This window comes from Falsiroseomonas tokyonensis, from assembly GCF_019024325.1.
In the GTDB taxonomy this organism is placed as follows: domain Bacteria; phylum Pseudomonadota; class Alphaproteobacteria; order Acetobacterales; family Acetobacteraceae; genus Falsiroseomonas; species Falsiroseomonas tokyonensis.
Genome location: NZ_JAFNJS010000006.1, coordinates 1 through 24,899, shown reverse-complemented (window position 1 = coordinate 24,899; position 24,899 = coordinate 1). Strand labels below are relative to the sequence as shown.

At 67.8% G+C, this 24,899-nt stretch carries 22 protein-coding genes and 2 pseudogenes; 17 read left to right on the top strand and 7 right to left on the bottom strand.

The genetic code is table 11. From position 1 onward, the window contains the following. Positions 1 to 364: 364 nt before the first annotated feature. Positions 365 to 778, top strand: a complete 414-nt coding sequence (locus J3S20_RS19470) for a fasciclin domain-containing protein (protein ID WP_216838192.1) — start codon at positions 365 to 367, stop codon at positions 776 to 778. A 228-nt stretch (positions 779 to 1,006) separates the two neighbouring features. On the opposite strand, the pseudogene J3S20_RS30350 reads toward J3S20_RS19470, so the two are convergent. Both J3S20_RS30350 and J3S20_RS30345 read right to left on the bottom strand, forming a co-directional pair. Next, positions 1,007 to 1,901, bottom strand: a pseudogene (locus J3S20_RS30350) (integrase core domain-containing protein); the annotation flags it as partial. Further along, positions 1,814 to 2,110 (bottom strand): helix-turn-helix domain-containing protein, encoded by a 297-nt coding sequence (locus J3S20_RS30345; RefSeq protein ID WP_246603083.1) that lies wholly within the window; start codon positions 2,108 to 2,110, stop codon positions 1,814 to 1,816. The pseudogene J3S20_RS30350 and the gene J3S20_RS30345, both read right to left, overlap by 88 nt. A gap of 953 nt (positions 2,111 to 3,063) precedes the next feature. Here J3S20_RS30345 and J3S20_RS19455 point away from each other — a divergent pair. The 3 genes from J3S20_RS19455 (at position 3,064) to J3S20_RS19445 (ending at position 8,103) form a co-directional block, all read left to right on the top strand. Then, positions 3,064 to 3,654: a hypothetical protein gene (locus J3S20_RS19455; protein WP_216838189.1), complete on the top strand. Its 591-nt coding sequence runs from the start codon at positions 3,064 to 3,066 to the stop codon at positions 3,652 to 3,654. A gap of 280 nt (positions 3,655 to 3,934) precedes the next feature. Next, on the top strand, positions 3,935 to 5,023 hold the full coding sequence (locus J3S20_RS19450; RefSeq protein ID WP_216838188.1) for an efflux RND transporter periplasmic adaptor subunit: 1,089 nt from the start codon (positions 3,935 to 3,937) through the stop codon (positions 5,021 to 5,023). Beyond that, positions 5,020 to 8,103, top strand: coding sequence for an efflux RND transporter permease subunit (locus J3S20_RS19445; RefSeq protein WP_216838187.1), 3,084 nt, complete (start codon positions 5,020 to 5,022; stop codon positions 8,101 to 8,103). The genes J3S20_RS19450 and J3S20_RS19445 overlap by 4 nt, the downstream gene beginning before the upstream one ends. Here the strand turns inward: J3S20_RS19445 and J3S20_RS19440 are convergent. Further along, the gene (locus tag J3S20_RS19440) at positions 8,090 to 9,112 is read right to left on the bottom strand and encodes a helix-turn-helix domain-containing protein (RefSeq protein ID WP_216838186.1); all 1,023 of its coding nucleotides are present in this window, start codon (positions 9,110 to 9,112) and stop codon (positions 8,090 to 8,092) included. The two genes, J3S20_RS19445 and J3S20_RS19440, sit on opposite strands and share 14 nt — an antisense overlap. 188 nt (positions 9,113 to 9,300) lie before the next feature. Between J3S20_RS19440 and J3S20_RS19435 the strand changes: the two genes are divergently transcribed. From J3S20_RS19435 to J3S20_RS30900, 8 genes are all read left to right on the top strand, one after another. Then, a complete protein-coding gene (locus tag J3S20_RS19435; RefSeq protein ID WP_216838185.1) occupies positions 9,301 to 9,615 on the top strand; it encodes a hypothetical protein in 315 nt (104 codons plus the stop codon). An 81-nt stretch (positions 9,616 to 9,696) separates the two neighbouring features. After that, positions 9,697 to 10,203, top strand: a complete 507-nt coding sequence (locus J3S20_RS19430) for a DUF1269 domain-containing protein (protein ID WP_216838184.1) — start codon at positions 9,697 to 9,699, stop codon at positions 10,201 to 10,203. 151 nt (positions 10,204 to 10,354) lie between these two features. Then, positions 10,355 to 11,737, top strand: coding sequence for a M20/M25/M40 family metallo-hydrolase (locus tag J3S20_RS19425; protein WP_216838183.1), 1,383 nt, complete (start codon positions 10,355 to 10,357; stop codon positions 11,735 to 11,737). Beyond that, on the top strand, positions 11,734 to 13,284 hold the full coding sequence (locus tag J3S20_RS19420; RefSeq protein WP_216838182.1) for an AbgT family transporter: 1,551 nt from the start codon (positions 11,734 to 11,736) through the stop codon (positions 13,282 to 13,284). Before J3S20_RS19425 ends, J3S20_RS19420 begins: the two co-directional genes overlap by 4 nt. Positions 13,285 to 13,287: 3 nt before the next feature. Beyond that, the gene (locus J3S20_RS19415; protein WP_216838181.1) at positions 13,288 to 15,102 is read left to right on the top strand and encodes an SLC13 family permease; all 1,815 of its coding nucleotides are present in this window, start codon (positions 13,288 to 13,290) and stop codon (positions 15,100 to 15,102) included. A 45-nt stretch (positions 15,103 to 15,147) separates the two neighbouring features. After that, positions 15,148 to 16,113, top strand: coding sequence for a lipid A deacylase LpxR family protein (locus tag J3S20_RS19410; RefSeq protein ID WP_343215254.1), 966 nt, complete (start codon positions 15,148 to 15,150; stop codon positions 16,111 to 16,113). A 125-nt stretch (positions 16,114 to 16,238) separates the two neighbouring features. Next, positions 16,239 to 16,628, top strand: a complete 390-nt coding sequence (locus J3S20_RS19405; RefSeq protein WP_216838179.1) for a Rap1a/Tai family immunity protein — start codon at positions 16,239 to 16,241, stop codon at positions 16,626 to 16,628. Beyond that, a complete protein-coding gene (locus J3S20_RS30900) occupies positions 16,625 to 16,900 on the top strand; it encodes a glycine zipper domain-containing protein (RefSeq protein ID WP_216838178.1) in 276 nt (91 codons plus the stop codon). The genes J3S20_RS19405 and J3S20_RS30900 overlap by 4 nt, the downstream gene beginning before the upstream one ends. A 59-nt stretch (positions 16,901 to 16,959) precedes the next feature. Here the strand turns inward: J3S20_RS30900 and J3S20_RS19395 are convergent, their stop codons facing one another. The 4 genes and pseudogenes from J3S20_RS19395 to J3S20_RS19380 all read right to left on the bottom strand — a co-directional run bounded on the left by J3S20_RS19395 (position 16,960) and on the right by J3S20_RS19380 (position 20,151). Further along, complete coding sequence (locus tag J3S20_RS19395; RefSeq protein ID WP_216838177.1) at positions 16,960 to 18,654, bottom strand: bactofilin family protein; 1,695 nt, start codon at positions 18,652 to 18,654, stop codon at positions 16,960 to 16,962. A 287-nt stretch (positions 18,655 to 18,941) separates the two neighbouring features. After that, positions 18,942 to 19,385 (bottom strand): annotated as a pseudogene (locus tag J3S20_RS19390) (integrase core domain-containing protein); the annotation flags it as partial. Further along, positions 19,361 to 19,639 (bottom strand): hypothetical protein, encoded by a 279-nt coding sequence (locus J3S20_RS19385; protein WP_216838176.1) that lies wholly within the window; start codon positions 19,637 to 19,639, stop codon positions 19,361 to 19,363. The pseudogene J3S20_RS19390 and the gene J3S20_RS19385, both read right to left, overlap by 25 nt. A 293-nt stretch (positions 19,640 to 19,932) precedes the next feature. Next, a complete protein-coding gene (locus J3S20_RS19380; protein ID WP_216838175.1) occupies positions 19,933 to 20,151 on the bottom strand; it encodes a PAS domain-containing protein in 219 nt (72 codons plus the stop codon). 462 nt (positions 20,152 to 20,613) lie between these two features. Between J3S20_RS19380 and J3S20_RS19375 the strand changes: the two genes are divergently transcribed. From J3S20_RS19375 to J3S20_RS19355, 5 genes are all read left to right on the top strand, one after another. Next, positions 20,614 to 21,945 (top strand): tyrosine-type recombinase/integrase, encoded by a 1,332-nt coding sequence (locus J3S20_RS19375; RefSeq protein ID WP_246603037.1) that lies wholly within the window; start codon positions 20,614 to 20,616, stop codon positions 21,943 to 21,945. Positions 21,946 to 22,616: 671 nt separating this feature from the next. Beyond that, positions 22,617 to 22,823, top strand: a complete 207-nt coding sequence (locus J3S20_RS19370; protein ID WP_216838173.1) for a helix-turn-helix domain-containing protein — start codon at positions 22,617 to 22,619, stop codon at positions 22,821 to 22,823. A 26-nt stretch (positions 22,824 to 22,849) separates the two neighbouring features. Then, positions 22,850 to 23,056, top strand: a complete 207-nt coding sequence (locus J3S20_RS19365) for a hypothetical protein (protein ID WP_216838172.1) — start codon at positions 22,850 to 22,852, stop codon at positions 23,054 to 23,056. Continuing rightward, positions 23,053 to 23,478, top strand: coding sequence for a hypothetical protein (locus tag J3S20_RS19360; protein WP_216838171.1), 426 nt, complete (start codon positions 23,053 to 23,055; stop codon positions 23,476 to 23,478). Before J3S20_RS19365 ends, J3S20_RS19360 begins: the two co-directional genes overlap by 4 nt. Then, positions 23,475 to 24,599 carry an AAA family ATPase gene (locus tag J3S20_RS19355; protein ID WP_216838170.1) on the top strand — a complete coding sequence of 375 codons (1,125 nt, stop codon included), beginning with the start codon at positions 23,475 to 23,477 and terminating at the stop codon, positions 24,597 to 24,599. The genes J3S20_RS19360 and J3S20_RS19355 overlap by 4 nt, the downstream gene beginning before the upstream one ends. The last annotated feature ends 300 nt before the right edge of the window (positions 24,600 to 24,899 follow it).

The following is a 24,899-nucleotide window of genomic DNA, read 5'->3' as shown; positions in this document are numbered from 1 at the left end:
CGTCCGATGCACCGGATGTTCCAACACGGCGCAGGCTCTGACGCGTGAAGGCAGGCTGTCGCGCGCGGCTCGGCCCCTGGCCAGGGGGTGCGCCGGCCGATGATGGGACAGTTGGCATAGGCCTGAGACCCACGCCCATACCACGCGCCGGAGCGCCGCCGTAGGTTCGTGACTGGCGATCGGGGCCGAGGCCCTCGCCAACCCGCTGCGGGGCTTCGGCCCGTCACAAGGAGAGAATGCCATGACCTTCCGATCCTCAAGACTGCGCCTCGCCGCATTTTCTGCGATCGCTGTTGCCATTGGCGCCGTCAGCGCACCGGGCGCCTCGGCGCAGCAGCGGAACTGTGTCGACGTCCTTGCAGGAATGAACGAGTTCTCCCGCTTCATCAGCGGTGTGATCCGCGCTCATGCCGTCGCCGATGTTCGCAATGCCCATGCCATCACCATCTTCGCGCCGACCAATGATGCGCTGGCGGGTGGGGCACGCAGCGTCATCATCGATCGGCTGTTTCCCATGGTGGACGGGAATCGCGAGGCTGATCCGGTTCTCGCACCGGCCGCGTTTCGGGCGCATGTGGTGCAGGGGCGCCATGACAGCGCGGCGCTCGGCCGGGCCGGCGAGCTGATGACGGACGCCGGCACGCCGCTGCAGCTCCGCCAGGAGAATGGCGTGCTGTCGGTGTTGGTGGGTGGCGAGAGGATGGCACGCGTCACCCGCGCCGATATCCCGTGCTCCAACGGCGTGATCCACGCCATCGACGCGCCGCTGATCCGCTAGTGCTTTTGCCTGTCGCGATGCGGGCAGGGTCCGTGCCACCTGCACGCGGATAGGACGGACGCACGTGCCGGGGCTGCTGATGCGCTGGCGGCCATTCAGGGCCGCCGGCTGCAACGCCGCGCGCAGCATAGACATGTCGGTCGACATGCTCGCCCCCCGGTCGCACCGATGGCCCTTCGGACGACACCAACGCCGCATTCAGCCGCCGGTCGCACCATGCTTGCGGTCCTAGGTGTTTGGTCCCGGGATGAGGCGGCGCGGGTTGATTTTGAAGAGGGATGGATTCCTGGCCCAGGCGTCGCGGACGGCCTGGAAGTGGGTGCGCCCCCTGATTGCTTTATGGTGCTTGGCGAAGTTGTAGGTCTGGACGAAGACGAGCAGGTGCGCCTTCAGAGAATTAAGGCTGGGATCGTGGAAGGCTTTGATCATGGCGTCCCTGACCGTGCGATTCATCCTCTCTGCCTTGCCATTCGTCCAAGGATGGCCGGGTTTGGTCAGGCGGTGCTCGATGCCGTGCTCGCGGCAGATGCGATAGAAGATGTGGCCCATCCAGCGTGCGGTAGGCCCGTTGCGGTACTTCGGCAGGTTGGCGAAGGCCACGCCATTGTCTTTCAGCACGGTGTGGATCCGGTAGGGGCAAGGCCTCGACGACGTCGCGCAAGAAGGCGGCGCCGTTCATTTTGGTGTTGGCGTCCAGGAAGGCGACGTGGACGAACTTCGAAACCCGGTCGATGGTTAGGAACATGAAGAGCTTGCCTTCAGCCAGGCGCAACTCGCAGACGTCGATGTGGACATAGCCGATCATCGTCTCGGCGAAGCGCTTGCGCTTCGAGGCCTTCTCCTCAGCTTGCGGCAGGCGGGAGATGCCGTGCCGCAAGAGGCAGCGATGGAGGGCGCTGCGGGATAGTGTCGGGATGGTTTCGCGGAGGCAGCCAGGACGTCGTCGAGTGGCAGCAGGGTACGCCGGCGGACTTCGACGACAATCGCCTCCTCTACCTCGTTCAGGACGGCGCCACCTGGCGACTGTCTTCGGGTTCAGCCTGTAGCGGGCGGCCAGGGAGCGGGTGCTAGCGTGCGCATCCTCTGCGCCATGCGAAGCTCGCGCGGCCGAATGCCGAAGGCCCGGCGGAACATGCGGCTGAAGCTCGAAGCATCGAACAGCCCGCTCGCCTCTGCGATCTCGCCGATGCTGCGCGTATCGCTCGGGTCGGTCAGCGCCCGGTAGGCCGCGTCTAGACGCTCCCGCTGGATGAACAGCGCCACGCCGCCATAGGGTTCGAACAGCCGGTAGAGTTGCGAGCGCGCGATGCCGACCACCTGGCAAATCCGCATCGGCCCGAGCCTGGCCGAGCCGAGATTGGCGCGAATGAAGCTGTGCACCTGCGCCAGCTGCACAGCCCCGAGGGGCGCCGCTGCCGCATCCCGCCGCGCCGGGCTTTCTGCTGCCGCAAGGGCGATCATGGCCCTGGTGGCTTCCGCCAAACGCAGTCCATCCGCGATCGTCATGCGGGGAAGCTGGTCCGCCAGCAGCAGAAGGTAATCCCGTAGGAGAAGTCCGCTCGGCGTATCCAGAACCTGGCAGCCCGTTACTTCGGAGACGAGGGTGGAGGGCAGCTCCTCGCGCGGCGGGTGCAAATTTTGCGAGCCAGAAGGGGCGGGCGCCGCGTCGCAAGGATGCCCCAGCGTGTGCAGCACGAGCGGACCGGACCACTTGCTGTCGCGCCGCAGGTTGCCTGCCGGGCGCTGGCAGGTTTCGGCCGGTGGCTCCGCCGCGGGCAGCGACAGCCCACCAAAGCGAAAGGTGACGGCGCTTACTTTGTAGCGATCGGGAAGGGGCCGGGGCGCGCCAGGATCGACCAGCTCCAGCTTCATGTCACGCCAGGCGTCGCACTGAAGGCGCGCCGGCGGGTTCCGCGCGGGCTGGCGCGGCGGCTTCAGCAGGCGAGGCCTCGCATTTCCTGCTACTGGAGGATCACCTTTAAGTTGAAAAATACACTGCTGCTGGCCGGAAATTATTGTAAACATCGGCGCCACCAATGAACATTCGCCTGTCCATTAAATGGGGACTGCCCGCTTCCGCAACAAGAAACTTCGTCGTGATATATTGTTTATTGAGACGGTTCGGACTTCGCGATAAATTATTCGGCTGCGTTTTTTGCCCGATGCGGGTCGGGTATTTGCACTTGCGTTCTTCCGGAGACGTGCGGGCAAGCGGCGGGACGGCGGGATAATGAACATCATCGGGCGCGGGCCTAAGGTCGGTGGATCCTGGAGCCGGGGGCGTCATGTCCGATGTCGTTATGACCGCGTTATCGACCGCCAGGCCGGCCGCATCTCTCGCCGGTTCGAATCTCGACCTGGACCTGATGGATATTGGGCAACTGGTCGCCGTGGATGCCGCCTGGCCGCTGCATCCCGGCTGCCTTCGCGCTGCGGCGGAAAGCGAGATCATCGAATGGGCGCGCCGCCAGCCCACGGAGGTGCCACTCCGTGTCACCGTGCGCCTGCCGCCCGATGCCATGGGCCGTGCCGACAAGGCGCGGCTGGGTGATGCGCTCGCAACGCATTTCGGCCTGCTAGCGGAGGCGCAGGAGCGCTCGGCGAAGGAGCACCTTTCCGATGCGCGGCGTAGCCTCGCCATCGGCTTGGCGATCCTCGCCGCCTGCCTGACCACCGCCTGGCTGCTCGTCGCCGACTTTCCCGAACGGCCCCTGACCCGCATCGCACGCGAAAGCATCGGTATCCTCGGCTGGGTGGCGATGTGGAAGCCGGTCGAGATGCTGCTGCATGACCGCCGCCCGATCCTGCGCCGCCTGCGCCTGCTGCGTCGGCTCGCGCAGGCCTCTGTGCGGGTTGTCCCGGCTGGGCCGCGGTGACCACCGAGCGCCGGAGGGCGTGATGCCTCGACGTGATCCCGCATTCGTGGACCTTGCCCTGCAGGGTGGCGGATCGGGAATTCCTGCGTGACCATGCGCGAGCCCTTGGCGTGCGATCCTCGCTCGACCTGGATGCAATGCCCGCGGGTGTCTAGGCATCGCGTGCGGTCGCGCGGGCGTGGCTTCGGGACGTAGTGCGCATGGCCGGGACGTGCCGCTGATCAAGGAAGGCGGACGGATCGTTAGCTTTCCCCTTCCCACCAGTGCAGGGATTTCGAGCATGTCGAGTGTCTCGGATGAGGCGAAGCGGCCCTGCCTGTTGCTCGCCTTCGCGGCACTGGCCGCCTGCGGCGAGGCGCCGCCGCCCGCCGCGCCCGATCCGCGGCCGGTCCGCGTTGTCACGGTCGAATCGCGCGGCGACAGCACCACCGTCAGCCTGACCGGCACCATCCAGGCGCAGACTGAGGTCAATCTCGGATTTCGCATCGATGGGCGCATGATTGAGCGGCTGGTGAATGTTGGCGACCGCGTGACGGCGGGGCAAGTGATTGCCCGCCTTGACCGCACCAACGAGGAGAACGGGCTGCGCGCCGCGCGCGCGGCCCTGGTGGCCGCGCAGGCGCAGCTGGTGGAGACGGAGGCGAACTACGATCGTGCGCGTGAATTGCTGCGCAGCGGCTTCGGCACCAGGCAACGCTACGACCAGGCGGCGCAGCAGCGGCAGACCGCGCGCAGTGCGGTGGATTCGGCGCAGGCGCAGGTGAACATCGCCGAGAACCGGCTGAGCTATTCCGAGTTGCTGGCCGATGCGCCCGGAACCGTCACCGCCCGCGGCGCGGAGGCGGGCGAGGTGGTGGCGCCCGGCCGTATGATCGTGCGCCTTGCCCGGCAGGATGGCCTGGACGCGGTGTTCGACGTGCCGCCCGCGGTCATGGACCGCGCGCCGCCGGGGGTGATCGTCGCCGTGGCGCTGACGCTCGACCCCGTCACCCGCGCGACCGGTCGCGTGCGGGAAGTCTCGCCCAGCGCCGACCCGGTGACCGGCACCTTCCGCGTGCGCATCGGGCTGGAGGATCCGCCCGCCGGGCTGCGGCTTGGTTCCACCGTCACCGGCCGGATGCAACTGCAGGGCGGAGCGGGCTACGCCATCCCGGCCAGCGCCCTGACCCGCCAGGGCAGTGCCGCTGCCGTATGGGTGGTAGACACGGCAACCAGGACGGTCGCGCTGCGCCCCGTGGAGATCTTGCGGCATGACCCGGCACGCGCCATCATCGGCTCGGGATTGGCAGCCGGTGATGTCGTCGTGACCGCCGGCGTGCAGGTCCTGCGCCCTGGGCAGCAGGTCCGGCTGCTGGACGTCCAACCATGATCGGGCCGAACCTGTCCGAGTGGTCGATCCGGCGGCCGCAGCTTCTCGCCTACTTCATGCTGGTCGCCGTCATCGCCGGTAGCATCGTGTTCTTCCGCCTCGGCCGGAACGAGGACCCGGCCTTCACCTTCCGCACCATGGTGGTGCAGGCCGCTTGGCCCGGCGCCACCATCGAGGAGACGCTGGCCCAGGTGACGGAGCGGCTGGAGCGGACCCTGCAGGAGACTCCCAATCTCGACCGGCTGCGCAGCTACACCGTCGCGGGGCAGACCACGATCTTCGTGGAGCTGAAAGGCTCCACCCCGCCGGAGGTGGTGCCGGACATGTGGTACGAGGTGCGCAAGCGCATCGGCGACATGCGCCATACCCTGCCGCAGGGCGTGGTCGGCCCCGGCTTCAACGATGATTTCGGCGACACCTTCGGCATCATCTTCGGCTTCACAGCAGACGGCTTCAGTCAACGCGAGTTGCGCGACTACGTCGAGGCCATCCGCTCGCGCCTGCTGCGCGTGCCGGACGTCACCAAGGTCGAGATCCTCGGCGCGCAGGATGAGGTCGTGTTCGTCGAATTCTCGCTGGAGCGGCTCGCCGGGCTTGGGTTGAACTACCCGTCGTTGATCGCCGCGCTGCAGGCGCAGAATGCGGTGCAGCCGGCCGGCCTGGTGCAGACCGGCGACGAGAGGCTTTCGGTGCGCGTCTCCGGTGCCTTCCAGGACGAGGCGGACCTTGCCAAGATTTCCTTCGTCGCCGGCGACCGCCTGGTGCGGCTGACCGATATCGCGGAAATCCGCCGCGCCTATGCCGATCCGCCGCAACCGATGTTCCGGGTGAACGGACAGCCCGCCATAGGCCTCGCCATCGCAATGGGCACGGGGGGCGACATCCTGGCGCTGGGCGAAAACCTGCGGCGCGAGATGCAGGCAATCCAGGCCGACCTGCCCATCGGCATCGAGCCCTACCTGGTGGCGGATCAGGCCCAGACGGTGGACACCGCGATCGGCGAATTCACGGAAAGCCTGTGGCAAGCCATCCTGATCATCATGGCCGTCAGCTTCGTCGCGCTGGGTATGCGGGCCGGCGCGGTGGTGGCGCTTTCCATCCCGCTGACCCTTGCCATCGTCTTCCCGCTGATGCTGCTGGCCGGCATCGACCTGCAGCGCATCTCGCTCGGCGCGCTGATCATCGCTCTGACCCTGCTGGTCGATGACGCGATGACCACCATCGACGCCATGATCCGGCGGCTTTCGCTCGGCGACGGCAAGGCGCAGGCGGCCACCTTCGCCTACAACACGCTGGCGGCACCGATGCTGACCGGCACGCTGGTGACGATCGCGGGATTCATCCCGATCGGCTTCGCCGCCAGTTCGGCGGGCGAGTACACCTTTTCCATCTTCGCCGTGGTCGGCCTGGCGCTGGTCGTCTCCTGGCTTGTCGCGGTAATGTTCGCGCCGCTGCTCGGCATGGCCATCCTGAAGGCGCCGAAGCAGGCGGCCGGCGTGGCGGCAGCGCCGCCTGGCGCCTTGCTGCGCGGCTATGCGGCCTTCCTGACCATGGCTATCCGGCTGCGCTGGGTGACCATCGCCGTCGCCATCGCGGCCTTCCTCGCCTCGCTCTATGGCCTGCGCTTCGTGCCGCAGCAGTTCTTCCCTTCCTCCGACAGGCCGGAGCTGCTGGTGGACCTGACGCTGCCCCAGAACGCCTCGATCCATGCCAGCCTGACAGCGGTGGAGCGGCTGGATGCGGCGCTGGCGAAGGACCCGGACGTGGCGCGTTGGAGCAGCTATGTCGGCCGCGGCGCGATCCGCTTCTACCTGCCATTGAATGCGCAGCTGCCGAATCCTTTCTTCGCCCAGGCCGTCGTGGTGGCGAAGGACCCGGAGGTGCGCGAAGCGCTGCAGCGCCGGCTGGAAGCCCTGCTGGCCGAGCAGTTCCCGACAGCCATCGCCCGCGTATCGCCACTCGAGCTCGGGCCCCCGGTCGGCTGGCCGGTGCAATACCGCGTGGTCGGCCCTGACATCGAGACCATCCGCGCTGTGGCGCTGGAGGTGGCGCAGGAAATGGCCGCCAGCGCCGGGACGCGCAATGTGAGCTTCGACTGGATCGAGCCGGCCCGGCAGCTGCGCGTCGTCGTGGATCAGGAACAGGCGCGCCAGCTCGGCCTGTCCTCGGCCGCGATCGCCGGCACCTTGAACGCAGCCATCACCGGCACGGTCATCACCCAGATCCGCGACGACATCTACCTGGTCAGCGTGCGGGCACGTGCCAATGCCGCGGAGCGGCTCTCGCTGGATACGCTGGAGACCATGCAGGTGCCGATCCCCGGAGGCCGCACCGTCGCCCTCGGCCAGTTCGCCACCTTCGAGCACGGCCAGGAATATCCGCTGATCTGGCGCCGCGACCGTGTTGCCGCCCTGACCGTGCAGGCAGATGTGCGCCCCGGCGTGCTGCCCGAGACGGTGGTGGCGGAGGTGACGCCGCGCATCGCCGCGATCAACGCGAGGCTGCCCGCCGGCACCCGGATCGAGATCGGCGGCATTGCGGAGGAAAGCGCCAAGAGCCGCGACTCCGTCATCGCCGTGGTGCCGGTCATGATCGTCGTGATGCTGACCGTGCTGATGTTCCAGTTGCAGAGCTTCGCGCGGCTTGCCCTGGTGGTCGCGATTCTGCCGCTCGGCTTGATCGGCGTGGTGCTGGCGCTGCTGGTGTTCAACCGGCCGCTCGGCTTCGTCGCCATCCTCGGCATCCTTGCCCTGCTGGGCATGATCGCCAAGAACGGCGTCATCCTGATCGTGCAGATCGACCAGGACCGGGCCGATGGCATGGCCCTGCGGGATGCGGTGCTGGCGGCCGCCACGTCGCGCCTGCGGCCGATGATGCTGACGGCGCTTTCCACCGTGCTGGGCCTGATCCCGATCGCGCCGACGGTGTTCTGGGGGCCGATGGCCTTCGCCATCATGGGGGGGCTGCTGGTGGCCACCCTGCTGACGCTGATCGTGCTGCCGGCGCTGTATGTGACGGCGCTGGAGCGGCGTGGCGCAGCGCCGGAACCGAGCCCTGTCCTGGCCGTCAACGAGGGCTGAGGGCTGCGGCCAGGCCGGGGCAGGGATGCGCTGCGGGCGGCGGGCGGCGGGCCAGCACCTCACGCGGGGTGCAGCCGAATTCGCGGCGGAAGGCGCGGGCGAAGCTGGAGGCGTCGATGAACCCGACCGCGTCCTTGATCAGGCTGATCGAACTCGGCCCATCTGCGCGCGCCAGTTCGGCATAGGCCCGGCGCAGCCGGCGCAACTGGATGACGCGAGAGATGCCGCCGGTCGGCGCAAAGCAGCGATACAACTCGGAGCGTGAGATGCCGGTTTGCCGCACCAGCTTTGCCGGCGACAGCTCCGGATCGCCCAGCGCGGCGTCCACGAGCGCGATCACCCGCGCCCGCCTTGCGGCCGCGAGCTGCAGGCGGTTGGAGGTCGGCTGCATCTCATCGTCGAGCAGGCATGCCGCGAGCATGGAGGACAGCGCGGCTTCCAGGCGCGGTGCCTCCCGGGCCGCGAACTGGTCCGCGGAGGCTGTGATGCGCGGCAGCATTCCGGCCAGCATGCGTGCCGCCGGGCTCAGCACCGGCACCGCGCGCGGCGCCGCGAAGGCTGAGGCGAGCTGCGGCAGGCACTGCGGCTGGATGAACACGGCGAGCCATCGGCCGCCGAGATCGCGCAGCCCGATTCCCTGCGAAAGCGAGCCGAGCCAGATCGCCGCGGTCGGGCGCTCCGCCTCGCCGATGTGCAACGCCACCACCCAATGGTCCAGCCCATCCCGTAGGCCCTGGCTGCGCGGCCTGCGATAGCTGGGGGGTGCCGCCTGCATGTCCAGCAGGACGTATCGGCCGAGCGGGCGCAGCGTGGCCTGGCCGATGAAGCCCTCGGCACCGTCGCACCTCGCCGTCACATGCACCGCTGGTTGCCAGAAGGCGCGCCATGCATCCAGGCGGATCGCCGGCGGCAGGTCGCGCGTATCCACCGAGAAGCGCCCCGCCCGTTCGGCGCCGGGACCGTCGCCCCGGACCGGATCTCGCAGATCGGTCGCGCCAGGGTCGGGCATATCTGCGGTTCACTCTCGCCAGCGCCTGCCCCTGGCTTATCGCGAAGCCGCCGGGCGTTCCAGCTTCCTCGCGCGCCAAGGAACGCGAGGTTCAGCGCGGGGACGCCGCGCCCATCCCTTGCGCCACGCGCCTTGGTACCGCTTGCGACGCGGGCCGCAGGGCCCTGTCCGGGCCCGTGGGAGTATAGATGATGTCTCTGAAATCTTTGCGGGCGGCGCGCCCCATCACACCCGATGCCGGCCTTGGCATCGCCCTGGCTGCAGCCGCCGTGGCGCAACCCGCGCGCGAATGCGAGCGCGCTGAGGTCGCGTGCCGCGCAACCGGCGCCAAGACGCCACGCGGCGTGCCGGAGACCATCCTGCTGACCAATCTGCAGCTGCGGCTGCCGGCGGCCGAAGTGGTCGCGGTGGACATCCCGAAGTCCACGGTCGTCCACAGGACGCCCGGCGGCGCGCTGCGCACAGCGCGGCTCAACCCGGCGAACCTTACGGCCGCCGAGTAGAGCCCGCCCGCGGCGCGGGGTGCCCCCCTCTCACCGCGCCGCGGTCACCTTCGCCCGCATGCCATCGACAGGAGCATTCACATGGCAGACCTGCTCGTCATCGCCTTCCCGACCGAAGCGCAGGCGGAGGAGGCGCGTTCGCGCGTGCTGACCATGCAGCGCGAATACCTGATTGCGGTCGGCGATGCCGCCGTCGCGCTGCGGCGCCCCGATGGTGGCATCAAGCTCAACCAGATCCTGCAGCCGACGGCAGCGGGTGCGGCGAGCGGCGCGCTCTGGGGCTCGCTGATCGGTCTGCTGTTCCTCAACCCGCTGGCAGGCGCCGCGCTTGGCGCGGCGACGGGTGCCGTTGCCGGCGGGTTGAGCGATGTCGGCATCAACGACACCTTCATGAAGGAAGTGGCGCAGACGCTGCAATCGGGTGAGGCCGCGCTGTTCCTGCTGGTGCGGAAGATGACGGCGGACCGCGTCATGGCGGGGCTGCAGGGTATGGGTGGGCGCATCATGAGCAGCTCCTTCGACGAGACGAAGGAAGACATGCTGCGCACGGCACTCGGCGGCGTGGAGGCCGAGCGCGGCGCGGCATGAGCGCCAAGGTTCCGGTGCAGCGGACGGAGTGCACAGAGGCGGGACGCGCCGCCGTGGGACCGCGCAGCGCCCGTCTCTAACATGGCTATACCGGCAGGACCTGGTGCAGCGACATGCGCGCCCGACCGCCACAACGGCAGGCAGGAAACCCATGAGCGAACTCGACCGCGTGCTGGAGAAGATCGACCGGGATATGGACGGCGCCCAGGAACGGCTGTTCGCGGTGCTGCGCATCAAATCCATCTCCACGGACCCCGCCTTCGCCGGCGACTGCGCCGCGAATGCGGAATGGCACGCCGCGGATCTTCGCTCGATCGGGTTCGATGCTGCGGCGCGATCCACGCCCGGGCACCCGATCGTCGTCGCCCATGACCGCAACGCCAGCGGACCCTCGGCGCTGTTCTACGGCCATTACGACGTTCAGCCGGTGGACCCGCTGGACCTGTGGGACCGCGACCCATTTGATCCGGTGGTCGAGACGCAGGCCGACGGCACGAAGGTGATCCGCGGCCGGGGGAGCGCCGATGACAAGGGGCAGCTGATGACCTTCGTCGAGGCCTGTCGCGCCTGGAAGGCGGTGACGGGAAAGCTGCCGATCCCGCTGACGATCCTGCTGGAAGGCGAGGAGGAATCCGGCGGTGTCAACCTGCCGGGCTTTCTCCATGCCAATCAGGACGAGCTGAAGGCCGATATCGGGCTGATCTGCGACACCAACATGTGGGATGCGACGACACCGGCGATCGTCACCATGCTGCGCGGCCTGTGCGGCGAGGAGGTGATCATCCACGGCGCCGATCGCGACCTGCATTCGGGCTTCTACGGCATGGCCGCAGCCAACCCCAACCGCATTCTCGCGAGGATCCTAGCGGAGCTCTACGACGACCAGGGCCGCATCACGTTGCCTGGCTTCTACGACGGCGTTCCGGAACTGCCCGGGCAACTGCGTGAGCAATGGGGCACGCTCGGCTTCACGGCTGAGAAGTTCCTGGGTGTCGTCGGGCTGTCCGTGCCGGCCGGCGAGAAGGGCCGCGACGCGTTGGAGATGGTCTGGTCGCGCCCGTCCTGCGAGATCAACGGCATGGGCGGTGGCTACCAGGGCGAAGGCTTCAAGACCGTCATTCCCGCCCAGGCCTCCGCCAAGATCTCCTTCCGCCTGGTGTTCGACCAGGACCCGCACAGGATCCGCGAGGCATTCCGCGCGCATGTCCGCGCCCGTCTGCCGGCTGATTGCCGCGCGGAGTTCATCGAGCACGGCTCTGGCCGTGCGATCCGCTTCCCCGATACGGACCCAGCCTTCGCGAAGGCGCGCAAGGCACTGAGCGACGAATGGGGCAAGCCCGCGGTGTTCATCGGCTCCGGCGGTTCCATACCGGTGACGCATATGCTGAAGACGTCGCTCGGCATGGATGTCGTGCTGGCGGGCTTCGGGCTGGAGGATGACCGCATCCACAGCCCGAACGAGAAATACAACCTGGTCAGCTTCCAGAAGGGCATCCGGTCCTGGGCGCGCATCCTGGGAGCATTGTCGTCATGAGCGCGATCCATCCGCCGCCGGCGACGCTCGAGGACAAGACCGTGATGCAGCGCCTGCTCGACACGGTCGAGCGCATTGGCAACCGCGTGCCGCATCCGGTGATGATCTTCGTCTACCTGATCGTCTTCGTGGTGATCCTGTCGGCGCTGCTGACGGCCTTCGGCGCGCGGGTCACCTACCAGGCCTACAATCCCGCAACGGGTGACATCGAGCCAGCGACCACGGCCGCACGCAGCCTGCTGACAATCGACGGCCTCCGCTTCATGTTCACCGGGGTGGTGCCGAACTTCATGGGCTTCAACGCGGTCGGCGTCATCATCGTGGCGATGGTCGGTGTCGGCGTTGCGGAGGAAGCCGGCCTGGTCAAGGCGCTGATCCGCAAGCTGGTGATCGTCGCTCCGCCCAAGGCGTTGACCTACATCCTTGTCTTCGTCGGCATCGTCTCCTCCATTGCCGCCGATGCCGGATACCTCGTGCTGATCCCGCTTGCCGCGGCGGCCTTCCTCAGTGTCGGGCGGCATCCGCTGGCCGGCCTTTCCATGGGCTTCGCCGCCGTCGCCTCGGCCTTCATGGTGAATGTCCTGATCGTGCCCGTCGACGGTATTCTGACGGAGATCACCAACGATGCGGCGCGGCTGGTGAACCCGAATGTCTCGATCGACCTGGCGTCGAACGTCTGGTTCTCCATCGCCTCCGTCGCCATGCTGACGGTGCTGATCGGGGTGGTGACGGAGTATGTGATCGAGCCACGCCTCGGCGCCTATGTGGGCGACTACCACGTCCCGGGCGAGAACGTGCTGTCGGACGACGAGTACAAGGGCCTGCGCGCCGCGGGCCTGGGCTTCATCGGCGTGATGGTGCTCATCGGGTTGCTGGTGCTGCCGCCCGGCGCTCCGCTGCGCAATCCGGAAACCGGCGCCATCATCGGGGCTTCGCCCTTCATGGGCAGCCTGATCGTCTCCATCGCGCTGATCTTCCTGGTCTGCGGTATCGCCTACGGCCGCGCGGCGGGCACCATGAGCAGCGCGGGAGAGGCGATCGCCGCAATCCAGAAATCCATCGGGTCGCTGGCGGGGCTAATCCTGCTGCTTCTGGTGATCAGCCAGTTCATCGCCATCTTCAATTACTCGAACATGGCGACGCTGGCGGCGGTTTCCCTGGCCGAGTTTCTCGGCGGGCTCAACATGCCGACCGTGGTGCTGTTGGTCGGCTTCGTCATCGCCGTCTTCGGCATCGACCTCATCATCACCGCTGCCGTCGCGAAATGGGCTATCTTCGCGCCGGTCTTCGTGCCGCTGCTGATGCAGCTCGGCGTTGAGCCGGTGACGGTGCTGGCGGCCTATCGCGTCGGCGATAGCCCGATGAACTCCATCACGCCGCTCAACGCCTATTTCGCCATGATCGTGACCTTCGCAATCAGGTATCAGAAGGACGCCGGCGTTGGCACGGTGATCGCGCTGATGCTGCCCTATGTCATCGCCATCTCCGTGGTCTGGACCATGCTGTTGGCGGCCTGGTACCTCCTCGGCCTGCCGTGGGGCCTGTAGACGATGAGTGACATCGCATTGATGGCGGCCATCATCCTGGCCGCCATCATCCTCTTCGTCTGGAACCGCATTCCGGTCATCATCGTGGCGATGGGCGTCGGGCTCGCGCTCTACGCGACCGGGCTGGTCACGTTGAATCAGGCCCTGTCAGGCTTCGGTGATCCGGCGGTGATGTTCATCGCCACGCTGTTCGTCATCAGCGCCGCGCTGGACCGCACCGGGGTGACTGCCTGGGCCGGACAGATGCTGATTCGCGGCGCCGGCGAGGAAAGTCGCACGAGGCTGCTGGTGCTGATCGCCCTGCTGGTGGCACTGCTGACCGCACTGATCAGCGTTAACGGCGCGGTTGCGGCGCTGCTGCCGGTGGTGATGGTGATGGCGCTGCGGCTGCGGCGCAATCCGTCGCAGTTGCTGATGCCGCTGGTCTTCTCGGCGCATGCCGGCTCGATGCTTGCGCTGACCGGCACGCCTGTGAACGTCCTGGTCAGCGAGGCGGCGGCCGATGCCGGGATGCGTGCCATCGGCTTCTTCGAATTCACCATCATCGGCATTCCCCTGCTGCTGGGCACGATCGCGATCACTGTGCTGTTCGGCGAGAGGCTTCTGCCGCACCGCGCCGGTGAAACGATGAGCGTGGATTTCGGCCGTCATGCCACCACGCTGGTCGAGCAGTACGGTCTGCAGAAGGGCCTGTTCCGGCTGCGCCTGCGCACCACCTCGCCACTTGTCGGCCAGCCACCCACGGCCCTCGACGCGCCGTCCTGGCAGGGCCTTCGCCTCGTCGCGATCCATGATGGCGAGAGCGGTGAGCGCCTGCAGCGCGAGACCTTGGCAGAGGGCGACTTCCTGCTGGTCTCCGGCGATGGCGAGGAGGCGGCGCGGCTTGCAGCATCCCATCACCTTGCCTTCTGGCTTGAGAATAGTGACGTCGAACTCCGCGACAGCCTGTTCAACCGCAGCTCGGGCTTGGCCGAGGTGATGATCCCGCCGCGCTCGGAGATGATCGGCCAGACCGCCTTCCAGGGCATGGTGACCGAGAGTGGCGACCTTGTCGTCATCGCCATCCAGCGTGGCGGCGTGGATGCCGGGGTGGAGCCGGTGACGCTGCAGGCGGGCGACACCATGCTGCTGCAGGGCAGCTGGAAGGCGCTCGACGTCCGCCTCGCGGATCCGCAGGTGCTGGTGGTGAATTCGCCGGAACTCGTGCGCCGTCAGGCCGTGCCGCTCGGCATCGGGGCCTGGGGTGCGATCGGCGTGCTTGCCGCGATGGTCTTCTTCCTCGCAACCGGCCTGCTGCCGGCCGCGGTTGCCGGCATTCTGGGCATCTTCGCACTGGTGCTGATGCGCATCCTGACTGTGGAGCAATGCTACCGCGTGATCGACTGGACCACCGTGATCCTGGTGGCTGCGATGATGCCGCTGTCTACCGCCATGGTGCAGACCGGGGCTGCGGAGATGATGGCGGACGGGCTGGTGGCCATGGCCGCCGGCGGCAGCCCCACCATTCTGCTCGCGGGACTGTTCATCCTGACCGCGGTGCTCGGCCAGTTGATCAGCAACACGGCCACCGCGCTGATCATCATTCCGGTCGGCGTCGCCGCTGCAAGCGCGATGGACGTCTCCCCATTGCCGGTGCTGATGACGATCGCGGTGGCCGCCGCCGCCGCCTTCCTGACACCAATCGCCACGCCGACCAACCTGATGGTCATGCGGCCCGGTGGCTACGCCTTCGGCGAGTACTGGAAGTTCGGCCTGCCGATGATGATCTGGTTCTTCATCGTGGGCGTCTTCATCGTTCCCCTCGTCTGGCGCTTCTGAACGATGGCACGCTTCGCACCGGCAGGCCTTCACATTGCGGCTGCGGTGGTCGCCCTGCCGGCCGCGGCCCAGATGCCGCCGACGCGCCCGGCCGACCCGGCAGGCACCTATGTCTTCCTGCTCGAGAACGACACCTTCTCGGGCCGGGATCGCTACTACACGAACGGCTTCCTCTTCGCCTGGGGCTCGCCATCCTACAATCCGCCGGACTGGTTGGCGGGGCTGACGGAGGGTACCTCACTGCTGTTCCCGTCCGGTGGCACCGCCCGCTGGGGCCTCGCCTTCGGGCAGAAGAAGTTCACGCCGGAGGACACGCGGGCGCGCAACCCTGATCCCGACGATCGGCCCTATGCCGGCTGGCTCTATGGTGCGGTGACGTTGATCTCCTACACGCCTCGGGAGTTCGGCAGCCTCGAGTTGCAGCTTGGCATGGTCGGGCCGGCCGCGTTGGGCGAGCAGGTGCAGAACAACACGCATGATCTGTTCAACATCGAACGTGCCCTGGGCTGGGACGCGCAGATCAAGGATGAGCCCGGCCTCAACCTGGTACTGAACCGGCAGTGGCGGCTCAACCAGCCACTTGGCGCGAGCGGGCTTCAGTATGGGTTCGTGCCGAGCCTTGCAGCGAGCCTCGGCAATGTGCAGACCTATGCCGCCGCAGGGCTGATGCTGCGCGTCGGCACGGAGCTGGATGCGGATTTCGGCCCACCGCGCGCCCGGCCGGTCTCGGTCGGATCGGTGTTCTTCCTGCCGAATGAGCGCTTGGGCTGGTACGGCTTCGCGGCCATCGAGGGCAGGGCTGTCGCCCGCGACATCACGCTGGATGGCAACACCTGGCGGGACAGCCGCAGCGTGGATCGCGAGGTGCTGGTCGGTGATGCCAGCCTCGGCTTCGCGGTGCTGTTCCCACGCGCGCGCCTCACCTTCACCTATACGATGCGCAGCAAGGAGTTCGAGACGCAGCGCGAGGGATCGCAATTCGGATCGGTCAGTCTTGCGGTACGTTTCTGAGTGCTGCGACAGGGACGCCAGGCATAGTCGCGCGACATGCCGCCGATGTGCCGGCGGGCGTGATGCGGCGAAGTGTGGCCGCGCCGCCCACGGCAAGCGTTGGGGGGACGGGGGACCTGGTTTCGATGAAGAGCTTGACCGCGGGATTGCTGCTGGCGTCAGCCGTCGCAGGGGCTGGCGCCGCGCAGACAGGGCCGGTTCAAACCGGCCCGCTGACCGAACTCTGCGCATCGTCCGATGCGGTGGCCGTCGCCTATTGTCGTGGCTTCCTCGTCGGTGCCGGGCAGTATCACGAGGCCAGCACTGCGCGCGGCGGCCTTACGCCAATCTTCTGCCTCGGCGAAGCGACGCCCACGGTGGAGCAGGCGCAGGCGGCCTTCGTCGCCTGGTCGCGCGCCAATCCGCAGTACGCGGGGGATCGTGCGATCGACGGCGTGATGCGGTGGGCCACCGCAGCCTATCCCTGCCCGACGCCCGCGGTCCCGCAACCCGCCTCACGAAGGAGCCCACGATGATCCGCAAGCTTCCCCTGGCGCTGGGCGCCGCCGCGCTCCTCGGCCTCACGGCTTGCGCCGATCTCGATTCCAGCACGCAGCGCACCATGACCGGTGGCCTGGCCGGAGCCGGCGCTGGAGCACTGATCGGCTCCTTCTCGGGAAATGCGGGGCTTGGCGCGGCGATCGGCGCCGGGCTCGGCGCCGGCGGTGGCTTCGTCTACGACCGTCACGTCCGCGCGCGTGACCGGGCCTTCGAGGAGGGTGTCCAGGCGGGCCGTGCGCAGCGCTGAGGCGGCCCCCAAGGAGCGCGGTGTCCTACGGGCCCGCGTCGCCGGCGAACAAGGCTGGGTCAGCGCGACTTGACCAGGCCGGAGAAGCCGGCGACGGCGAGCAGGCTGAGTGCCCAGCCGATCAGCGACTGGAAGTAGAAGAAGGCCATCACCACGGCGCCACCGCGCTGCGATGAATCGGGCCGCCAATATGCCTTCTGGCCAACCTCCAGAACGGGAAACAGCGTCTCCAGCGAGAACATCCACGGGTTGAAGGCGGGATAGCCGGACGCCTCGAACTGATCCTTGAAGCAGTCGAGCTGCGTCTGCCCCGCTGCCGCCAGCCCGTTCATCTCCTGACGAGTCGTGATGAGAAAGCGGGCCTCGCTGTGACCCAGTCCGCATAGAGTCCATTCCAGCGAGCGCAGCACCACCGGGCTGTTCGGCATGATCGCCCGGATGCGTTCGGCATGCTGGAACGCGCCGACGCCCATCAGCCAGAAGAAGAACAGCCAGGCAAAGACGAGCAGGGGCTGCCGCCCGTACAGCAAGGTGACGGCCAGAACTCCATCGGTGACGCCGAGCAGGAAGCGCAAGGCGCGATTCGGCGCTCGCCGGCGCCGGGCACTGCGCTGCAGTCGCTCCTTGGCGATGAGAACGCGGCGGGCATCCTCGTCATGGCCGAGGTCGCGGAAGACCTTGGCCAGCTGCTCATAGGGCTGCGGCCAGAAATCCTCGCCCCATCGCTGCGGATCCTGCAGCGCCAGCCAGCCGATGCGGGTCCCGGCATCAACGGGTCCTTCGACAATTGCCTGGTACTGGCAGCGGTTCAGCAGCAGATCGCCCGCTGTCGGCCACGCCGCGATGGCGTCGTGGATTGTGCCGATCGTGGCACCGGTCAGGTCGAGCACGCCTGAGACCTTGGCCCTCCCGTTCAACAAAAAGACACCGATCACCACGGTGTTGTTGAGCTCCAGCGCCACCTTTGCAGGATTGCTCAGTAGGGCGTTCTGCAGGATGAGGTCGCTGCCGATCCTGGCGCTGACGAGGCGCAGCGTGCCCTCGACGCGCGCGGCCCGCAGCACCACATCACCGCGTGTCTCGACAGCGCCGGCATCGATTGCCGGCTTGTCGTCGCTGGTAACACGAAGATTGAAAGCGTCCAGGTCTCCCGAGAGCCTTGCCCCTGACAGGCGAATGCTTCCGGTGATGACGGCGCCGCGCAGCAGGACGCTGCTCGCATCGAGATCCTCGGCCTGGATGGCGTGATCCCCCGTCGCATCGATAACGATTCCGTTGCAGTCCAGGTTGCCGCCGATACGCCCTCCCTCCACCAGCACCTCGCCGGCAATCACTGCGCCGCGCAGGGAGATCGTTCCACGTGCCTCGACCCGTTCGGCGCGGAGGCCCGGCAGGATCGAGCCGTCCAGGAATACGCTGTCGAGTATTGCGGAACGCAGGATCGGCGCGGCGTCGAAGCGGCATTTCTTCAACCCTATATCGCGGGGAATGCGGCAGCCTTCCAAATCGAGCGTACCGGTAACCCACGCGCCCTGGACTCGGATACCCTTCTCATGGGGCCGCGCACCCGCCTCGCCACCGAGCAGCAGGAACCGCAGAAGATCGGCGCGAACCGCCCGCTTCGCATCCTTCACCTCCGGCAAAGATCCGGCAGCCTCGTTGCCGAGCCTGTCGAAGTCGCCGCTGCGAAGCGAGGCGATGATCTCCTGCTCGGACGGTAGCAGGGGATGAAAATCTGCGAGACAGAATCCCATCGTTCACCAGACCCCTTGCTGCAAGCCGGATCGCTTCGGAAGCAGGTCGAGATGACAATAGGCAGAGTGGTCTGTAGTCACGCAAGAAATTTCGCCTGTCTGGCTGACTTCCCGGCGACCTGCTCACGTTGGTCCCTTTGCCTTTTGCTCGGCCAGGAGAATTGCGCCCGCGCCGCACGGCAGGCAGCTGGCCCTTGCCCCGTACGAGCGTCGAAGAGGTCCGAAGACAGGTTCGTCCCCGCGCGGTCAAGCGGCCCTCACCCGAGCCTAAGTGTCTAACTCTGAACTCAGACGGAGCGGGCGAGGCGCCGCAGTAGGACGGTGACGGAGGTGAACCGCCCCGGGTCGGCCGCAGGCTGGCCTGTTTGGATTATGCGGCCCAGGGCTGGTGCATCCCCCGCAGCATGGTAACGCGCCTCGGCTTCGGCGGCAGGGACGTTTCCGATGGGCTCGCGGAGGCGGTGGCTGTTGAACTAGGCCACCCACTTGAGGGTGGCGCAGTCAACGGCTTCCAACGACCGCCACGGGCCGCGGCGGCGGATGACCTCGGTCTTGAACAGTCCGATCACCGTCTCGGCCCGTGCGTTGTCGTAGGAATCACCGACGCCCCCGACGGACGGCTCGATCCCGGCGTCGAGCAGCCGTTCCGTGTACCGAATGCTGACATATTGCGACCCGCGGTCGCTGTGATGGGTCTGGCCGCCCTTCACCGGACGTCGGTCGTGAAGGGCTCCACCGCCTCGCCAACCGCGGCCTCGGTATCCTGGACGGCCTGCCGGCGCTCGGACACGTCGGCGCCGCACAACAGGATGCTCTCCTGCTTTCCGTCCAGGCCCAATTGGCTGCTGAAGACGGCATCGAGCCAGAACGTCCGTCCCCTCTCGTCCGTGAAGCTGACTTCCCGCCGCACGGACTCGCCAGCCGCGATGGCCGATACGGCATTCCTGGACAGGATGGTCGAGAGCGCCAGGGCGGTGCCGTTCATCGGCACGCCCTCTCTTGTCCATTCCGCCAGGACGTTGGTGGCGGAGATGGTTCGCAGTTTAGCATCGAAGGTCAGCGAGGCCTGCTTCGTCCTGTTGACATTGGCCTGGATGGAGACGGATCGCTCGATCTGCCCCCCCTGCGCCGCGGCGCGTCGGTGATGATGACCGAGTTGTCCGTCTCATTGGCCACGAGCGAGAGGATCCTGAACTGCTCGCGGCGCCGGACCTCGGCGTCCATGTCGCGGATGATGGCCGTGTAGATTCGCTTGCCCGTTCGAGAGAGTGATGCTGCTCAGCGAAAGGCTTGGCACCAGCATGGAGACGTTCTTCCCCAGCACCTGGGGTTCCATCCCCACAGCCGCGACGCAGCCGGGTTCATGTAGACGACGTTGTTTCGGGCATCGATTGTGACGACGCCGTCGACCACCTGGTCTGGCGATTCGCGCAGCGCGGCCTCCCCGCCGCCGGCCTCGGTCGATTGTGCGGAGGTCTGCCGCTCGGCGGCCTTCAAGTGCCGGTTCCAGAACCCGATGGCCTCCAAGCGCGCTGCGCTGGAACTCTAGCACCGAGGTATTGCCCAATGCCCTACAGGTGGCGGCGAATGGCGCCGCGCGGCGCTCCCGCGACATATTCTTACGCGCGGAGGCGGGAGGCTTCCGGGACTGCCGTTCGAGCCGAGGGAAGGGGGCGCCTCGCCAGCGTCGAGCGGTGGGCGATCCGCGAGCTCCCCAGGCGCGTGGCGGATGGGGTGGCCGCCATACCCCCTATTCGCTGCCGTTCGTGGCGAGCCGGCCCTATGCGAGAGGCGCCCGAATTTCTGTCAATAAGACCCGCAACATAGAGCGCATCCGTATCGCTACCGTTCGCTTGAATACGTGGCCGAGCGCGCCCATGATTAGGGGACGGATTGGCGCGGGGCGAGCATCGCCCCCCATTCTACGGAGGGCGCAGGATGCCGAGGCGAGCGGAACCGTTGACGGTCGCGGGGATCAAGGCGAAGCCGCCGGGGCGCTACGGCGACGGCAACGGGCTGTATCTGCTGGTGCGCTCCGCCAAGGTCCGGTTCTGGCTGTTCCGCTACACACCGCCTGGCGGGAAGATGCGGGAGATGGGTCTGGGCGCCGTGGCCCTGGAGGAAGGGAAAGCCGGCGTGACGCTGGCGGATGCGCGCCTGCGAGCTGCGGCCCTGCGGAACATGTTGCGACAGGGGATCGATCCCCTCGACGCCGAGCGCGAGGCGGAGCGGGTCGCCGCCGAGGCCGCCAAGGCTGCCGCAGCCGCCCCGACGACATTCCGCACGGTCGCGGAGACGATGCTGGCCGAGAAGGAGGCCGAATGGTCCAACCCGAAGCACCGGCAGCAATGGCGCAACACGCTGGCGACCTACGCCTACCCGGTCATCGGGGACCTGCCGGTGGGGACGTTGGGCACCGCCGACATTCTGCGCGTCCTGCGGCCGATCTGGGCCACCAAGCCGGAGACGGCGGCACGGGTGAAGATGCGGGTGCTGGCAGTGCTGCGCTACGCCACGGCGGCCGGCGAGCGCCCGAACGGCGCCAGCGCCGCCGACATAGACGAGGCCTTGCGGACGCTGCTGCCAAAGTCTGCTGCGCTCAAGCGCGCCGCCGGCTACGGTCACCACCCCGCGCTGCCATGGGGGCAGATGGGCGCCTTCATGGCCGCGCTGCGCCAGCGCGACGCCACCGCAGCGCGGGCGCTGGAGTTCCTGGCCCTGACCGCCACCCGCACCGGTGAGACGCTAGGCGCGCGGTGGCACGAGATCGACCTGGCGGGGCGCGTGTGGGCCATCCCGGCAGAGCGGATGAAGGGCCGGCGCCCGCATCGCGTGCCCCTGAGTGATGCCGCGGTGTCAGTGCTGGAGCGGATGCAGGAACAGGCCGGTGGGAAGGGCAGCCCTGTGTTTCCCGGCGACAAACCGGGCGAGCCGCTTTCGCAGATGGCGCTGTTGATGCTGCTGCGGCGCATGAACCCTGCGGAGGAAGGCGATGGCGGGGAGACGCGGCACCGCTGGCAGGACGCGACCACTGGTGACCCCATTACGGCCCATGGCTTCCGCAGCACGTTCCGGGATTGGGCCGGAGAGGCGACCAGCACGCCGCACGCGGTCATGGAGGCGGCGCTGGCCCACAAGCTGGGCGACAAGGTGGAAGCGTCCTATGCGCGCGGCGACTTGCTCCAGAAACGGCGGGTGCTGATGGATGCATGGGCCGAGCATTGCGCCAGGGCGCCGGCCGCGGTGGTGGCGCTGCGTCAACCAGTGACGGAAGCCGCCGCCGCCGGGTAGGATGACATTCGGCGGGGCAGGGCCGGCCAGCCCGCGCGGACCTCCGACCGCGCAGCCTCGCCGCTATTCATCGGAGACGCGCGGAGGCGCGTGCAATGCCGAGACGTAAGACAGGCGCCCCGAGGGGGCGACCGCGCAAGCTGACATGGCAAGCCGGTGACGATCCGTGGGAATTTCTGACGGAACAACAGAGGCGTGGAGTGGAGGCCGAGGTCCGCTTCGGAGCGCTCCGGCTGGATGGCTTTCCGGTCGCATATCGCATCACGTTTGCCCCTATCCACCGGATTGCCGGCCCGGCCGATGTCACCCGGGAGGCAGTGCGCTTGTGGCGGAAGATGCCTGCCTACCATGCAGCCGCGCTGTGGCTCGCGAGAGCAGATGCGCGGCGAGCGATAATGGCACTGGGGAGGCTTGGCAGCGGCGATGCGGATCACTGCCCGCCTAATGCAAAGCCTGACTGCCCCCTCCGCTGGTATCGCGACGGGCGCCAGTGTTCTCTCGCGTCGTGTCCGGAGCGGATTGCCCCACGCTTCGTTGGGTAATGCGTTGCGCCGATAGGGTGCATTTTTGCTTGGCAGGATCGTCGGACCGGTCGCCATTCTGCGTTCCTTCGTTCGGCTCGGTTCTTCACGGTGCGTCAGCAGCCGCATTGGGCGGCGAGACGAGGCACCATGGAACAGCAACTGCCAATCCCTGAGCCGATCTTCGTTCAGCCGAAGATTGCAGCGAAAATCCTGAACTGCGGCATGACGAAGCTGTGGGAGCTTGTGCGCCAAGGGCGCCTTGATGCCCGCCGGATGGGGCGCCGGACGCCGATCACCATGGCATCCATCCGGCGCTACGCCGACAGCCTGCCGCCCGCGCGTGAGGCCGCCTGACCGCAGGCCCGGCAGGACGCGCCGCGATGGCTGGCCCCACCCATTTCCAGAACTCCGGCCTGCTGGAAGCCTGCCGCCTGTGGCGGAAGGTGTCGGACCGCGGCACGGAATACCTGACCGGCCGGCTGGGCGGGGTGAAGGTCACGATCCTGCCGAAGCGCGAGGGCGCCGAGGGCGACCATAGCCACACGCTGGTCTTTGCCGAGCCGGCGAAGCGCGAGGGCAGCCGATGATGGCCCGGCCCGCACTGCGCGTGGTCCGCACCGCCGGCCTGTGCTCCCCCTCGCAAGAGGCGGTGACGCGAGGTCGCAGCTTCATGGCGCGGCGCGCGACCTGGCGGGCCGAGCATGCACGGTTCTACGCATCCGACGCGGCGCTGGCGCCATGCGCGGCCGACATTCTCGCCGAGATGTTCAACGCCGCGACCCGCGTTTTCGTTGACCCGCCCTGTTACGCGCTGCGCGCGATTGGCGAACCCAGCACCGTCAACCTGAACGCCGAAACCTGGAAATGGTCCACCGCGGATGGAACAGCGGCCGGGACCGGGCTGCATGAGCTGTGGGCCTGGCGCTTTGACATGCCGGTGCATCTGGCCGCGGCCGAGATCATGGCCCTGGTGCGCGACCACCGCGTCGAAGCGGAGCGCAGCGCATGACGGTTGACGCGATCCTCGCGCGGGTGAACGGGCCGGCGATGCGGCCTGGCAAGCGCCTCCGGGTGCTGTCGGCCCGCACGCTCATGGACGCGCCGCCGCGGTCCTACCTGCTGGACGGGCTGCTGGCGCCGCGCGAGCTGTCCGTCCATTGGGGCCAACCGAAGTGCGGCAAATCCTTCCTGCTGCTGCGCCTGGCCTATGGGCTGGCGCTGGGCGTGGGCATGTGGGGCCGGGCCGTCCCTCGCCCCCTGCGCGTGCTCTACCTGGCGGCCGAGGGCGAGGGCGGCATAGGCAACCGGCTGCGCGCCCTGCACGACGAAATGGGCGACGCGGGCGACGCCTTCGCCGTGATCGCACAGCGCATGGAGCTCGGCCCGCCGAGCACCGACCTGGCGGAGGTGATCGCCGCGGCGAAAGCGCACCGGGCTGACCTTGTTGTTGTGGACACCTTGGCCCGCACCTTTGGCGCCGGCAACGAAGATGCCGCAATGGACATGGGCGGGTTCATCGCCGCCATGGACGTGTTGCGCGAGGAAACTGGCGCGCATGTCGCCGTCATCCACCACGGCGCGAAGGACGAGAGCTCCAAGACGCCGCGCGGATCGGGCGCATTGCTGGGCGCCGCCGATCTGGTGGTGAAGGTCGCCAAGGGCGGCGCGCGTGTCGATTACGCGAAGGACGATGCGGACGGCGCGGACCTGGCCTTCGACCTGCGGGTGGTGGAGATCGGCAAGCGGCCGGATGGCTCGGCCATCACCACCTGCCTCGCGGTTGAGGGTGGCGGGGCGGTGGCGCCTGGCAAGTCGCGCGACGCCGAGCGCCGGCTGTCCGATGCAAACGGGCTGCTGCTGCGGGCGCTTCGAGACGTGGTTGCTGGCGACGATGTGGAGCACGTCATTCCCGTCCCAGGGATGCCTCGCGTGGCCGCGGTCAAGCGCCCGGCCCTGCGCGCGGCCCTCATGCAGGCCGCCTGGTATCGCCCAGACGAGTTGCGCGAAGGCGTTTCCGATCCGGGAAACGCTATCGAGCGGCGCGGACAGACCCGCGAGCACAAGGCGTTGGAGGCGCTGAAAGCCAAGTCTTTGGCCGGTTTCACCCGGGAATGGGCATGGCTGACATGACCGCCCGCGAAGCCGCCGCAGGCCAAGCGTTTCCCGCGTTTCCTGACCGTTTCCCGACCGTTTTCCGGAAACGCTCATGCGGGTGTTTCCGTGTTTCCCGTGTTTCCCCCCCCCTAAAGGGGGGAAACGGGAAACGGGAAACGCTGAGATGGCCTGGCAGTGGAGAGAGCCAAGGTTCCGCAGCCTTCGCCAGCGGCGCGCGTCGCGCGGTGAACACCCTCTCCGCCCTGTCTCAAAACCCAGCTTCGATTTCCCGCCTGGTCCGGCATTGGGCGCTTGGACGGCATCAACCACTGACAA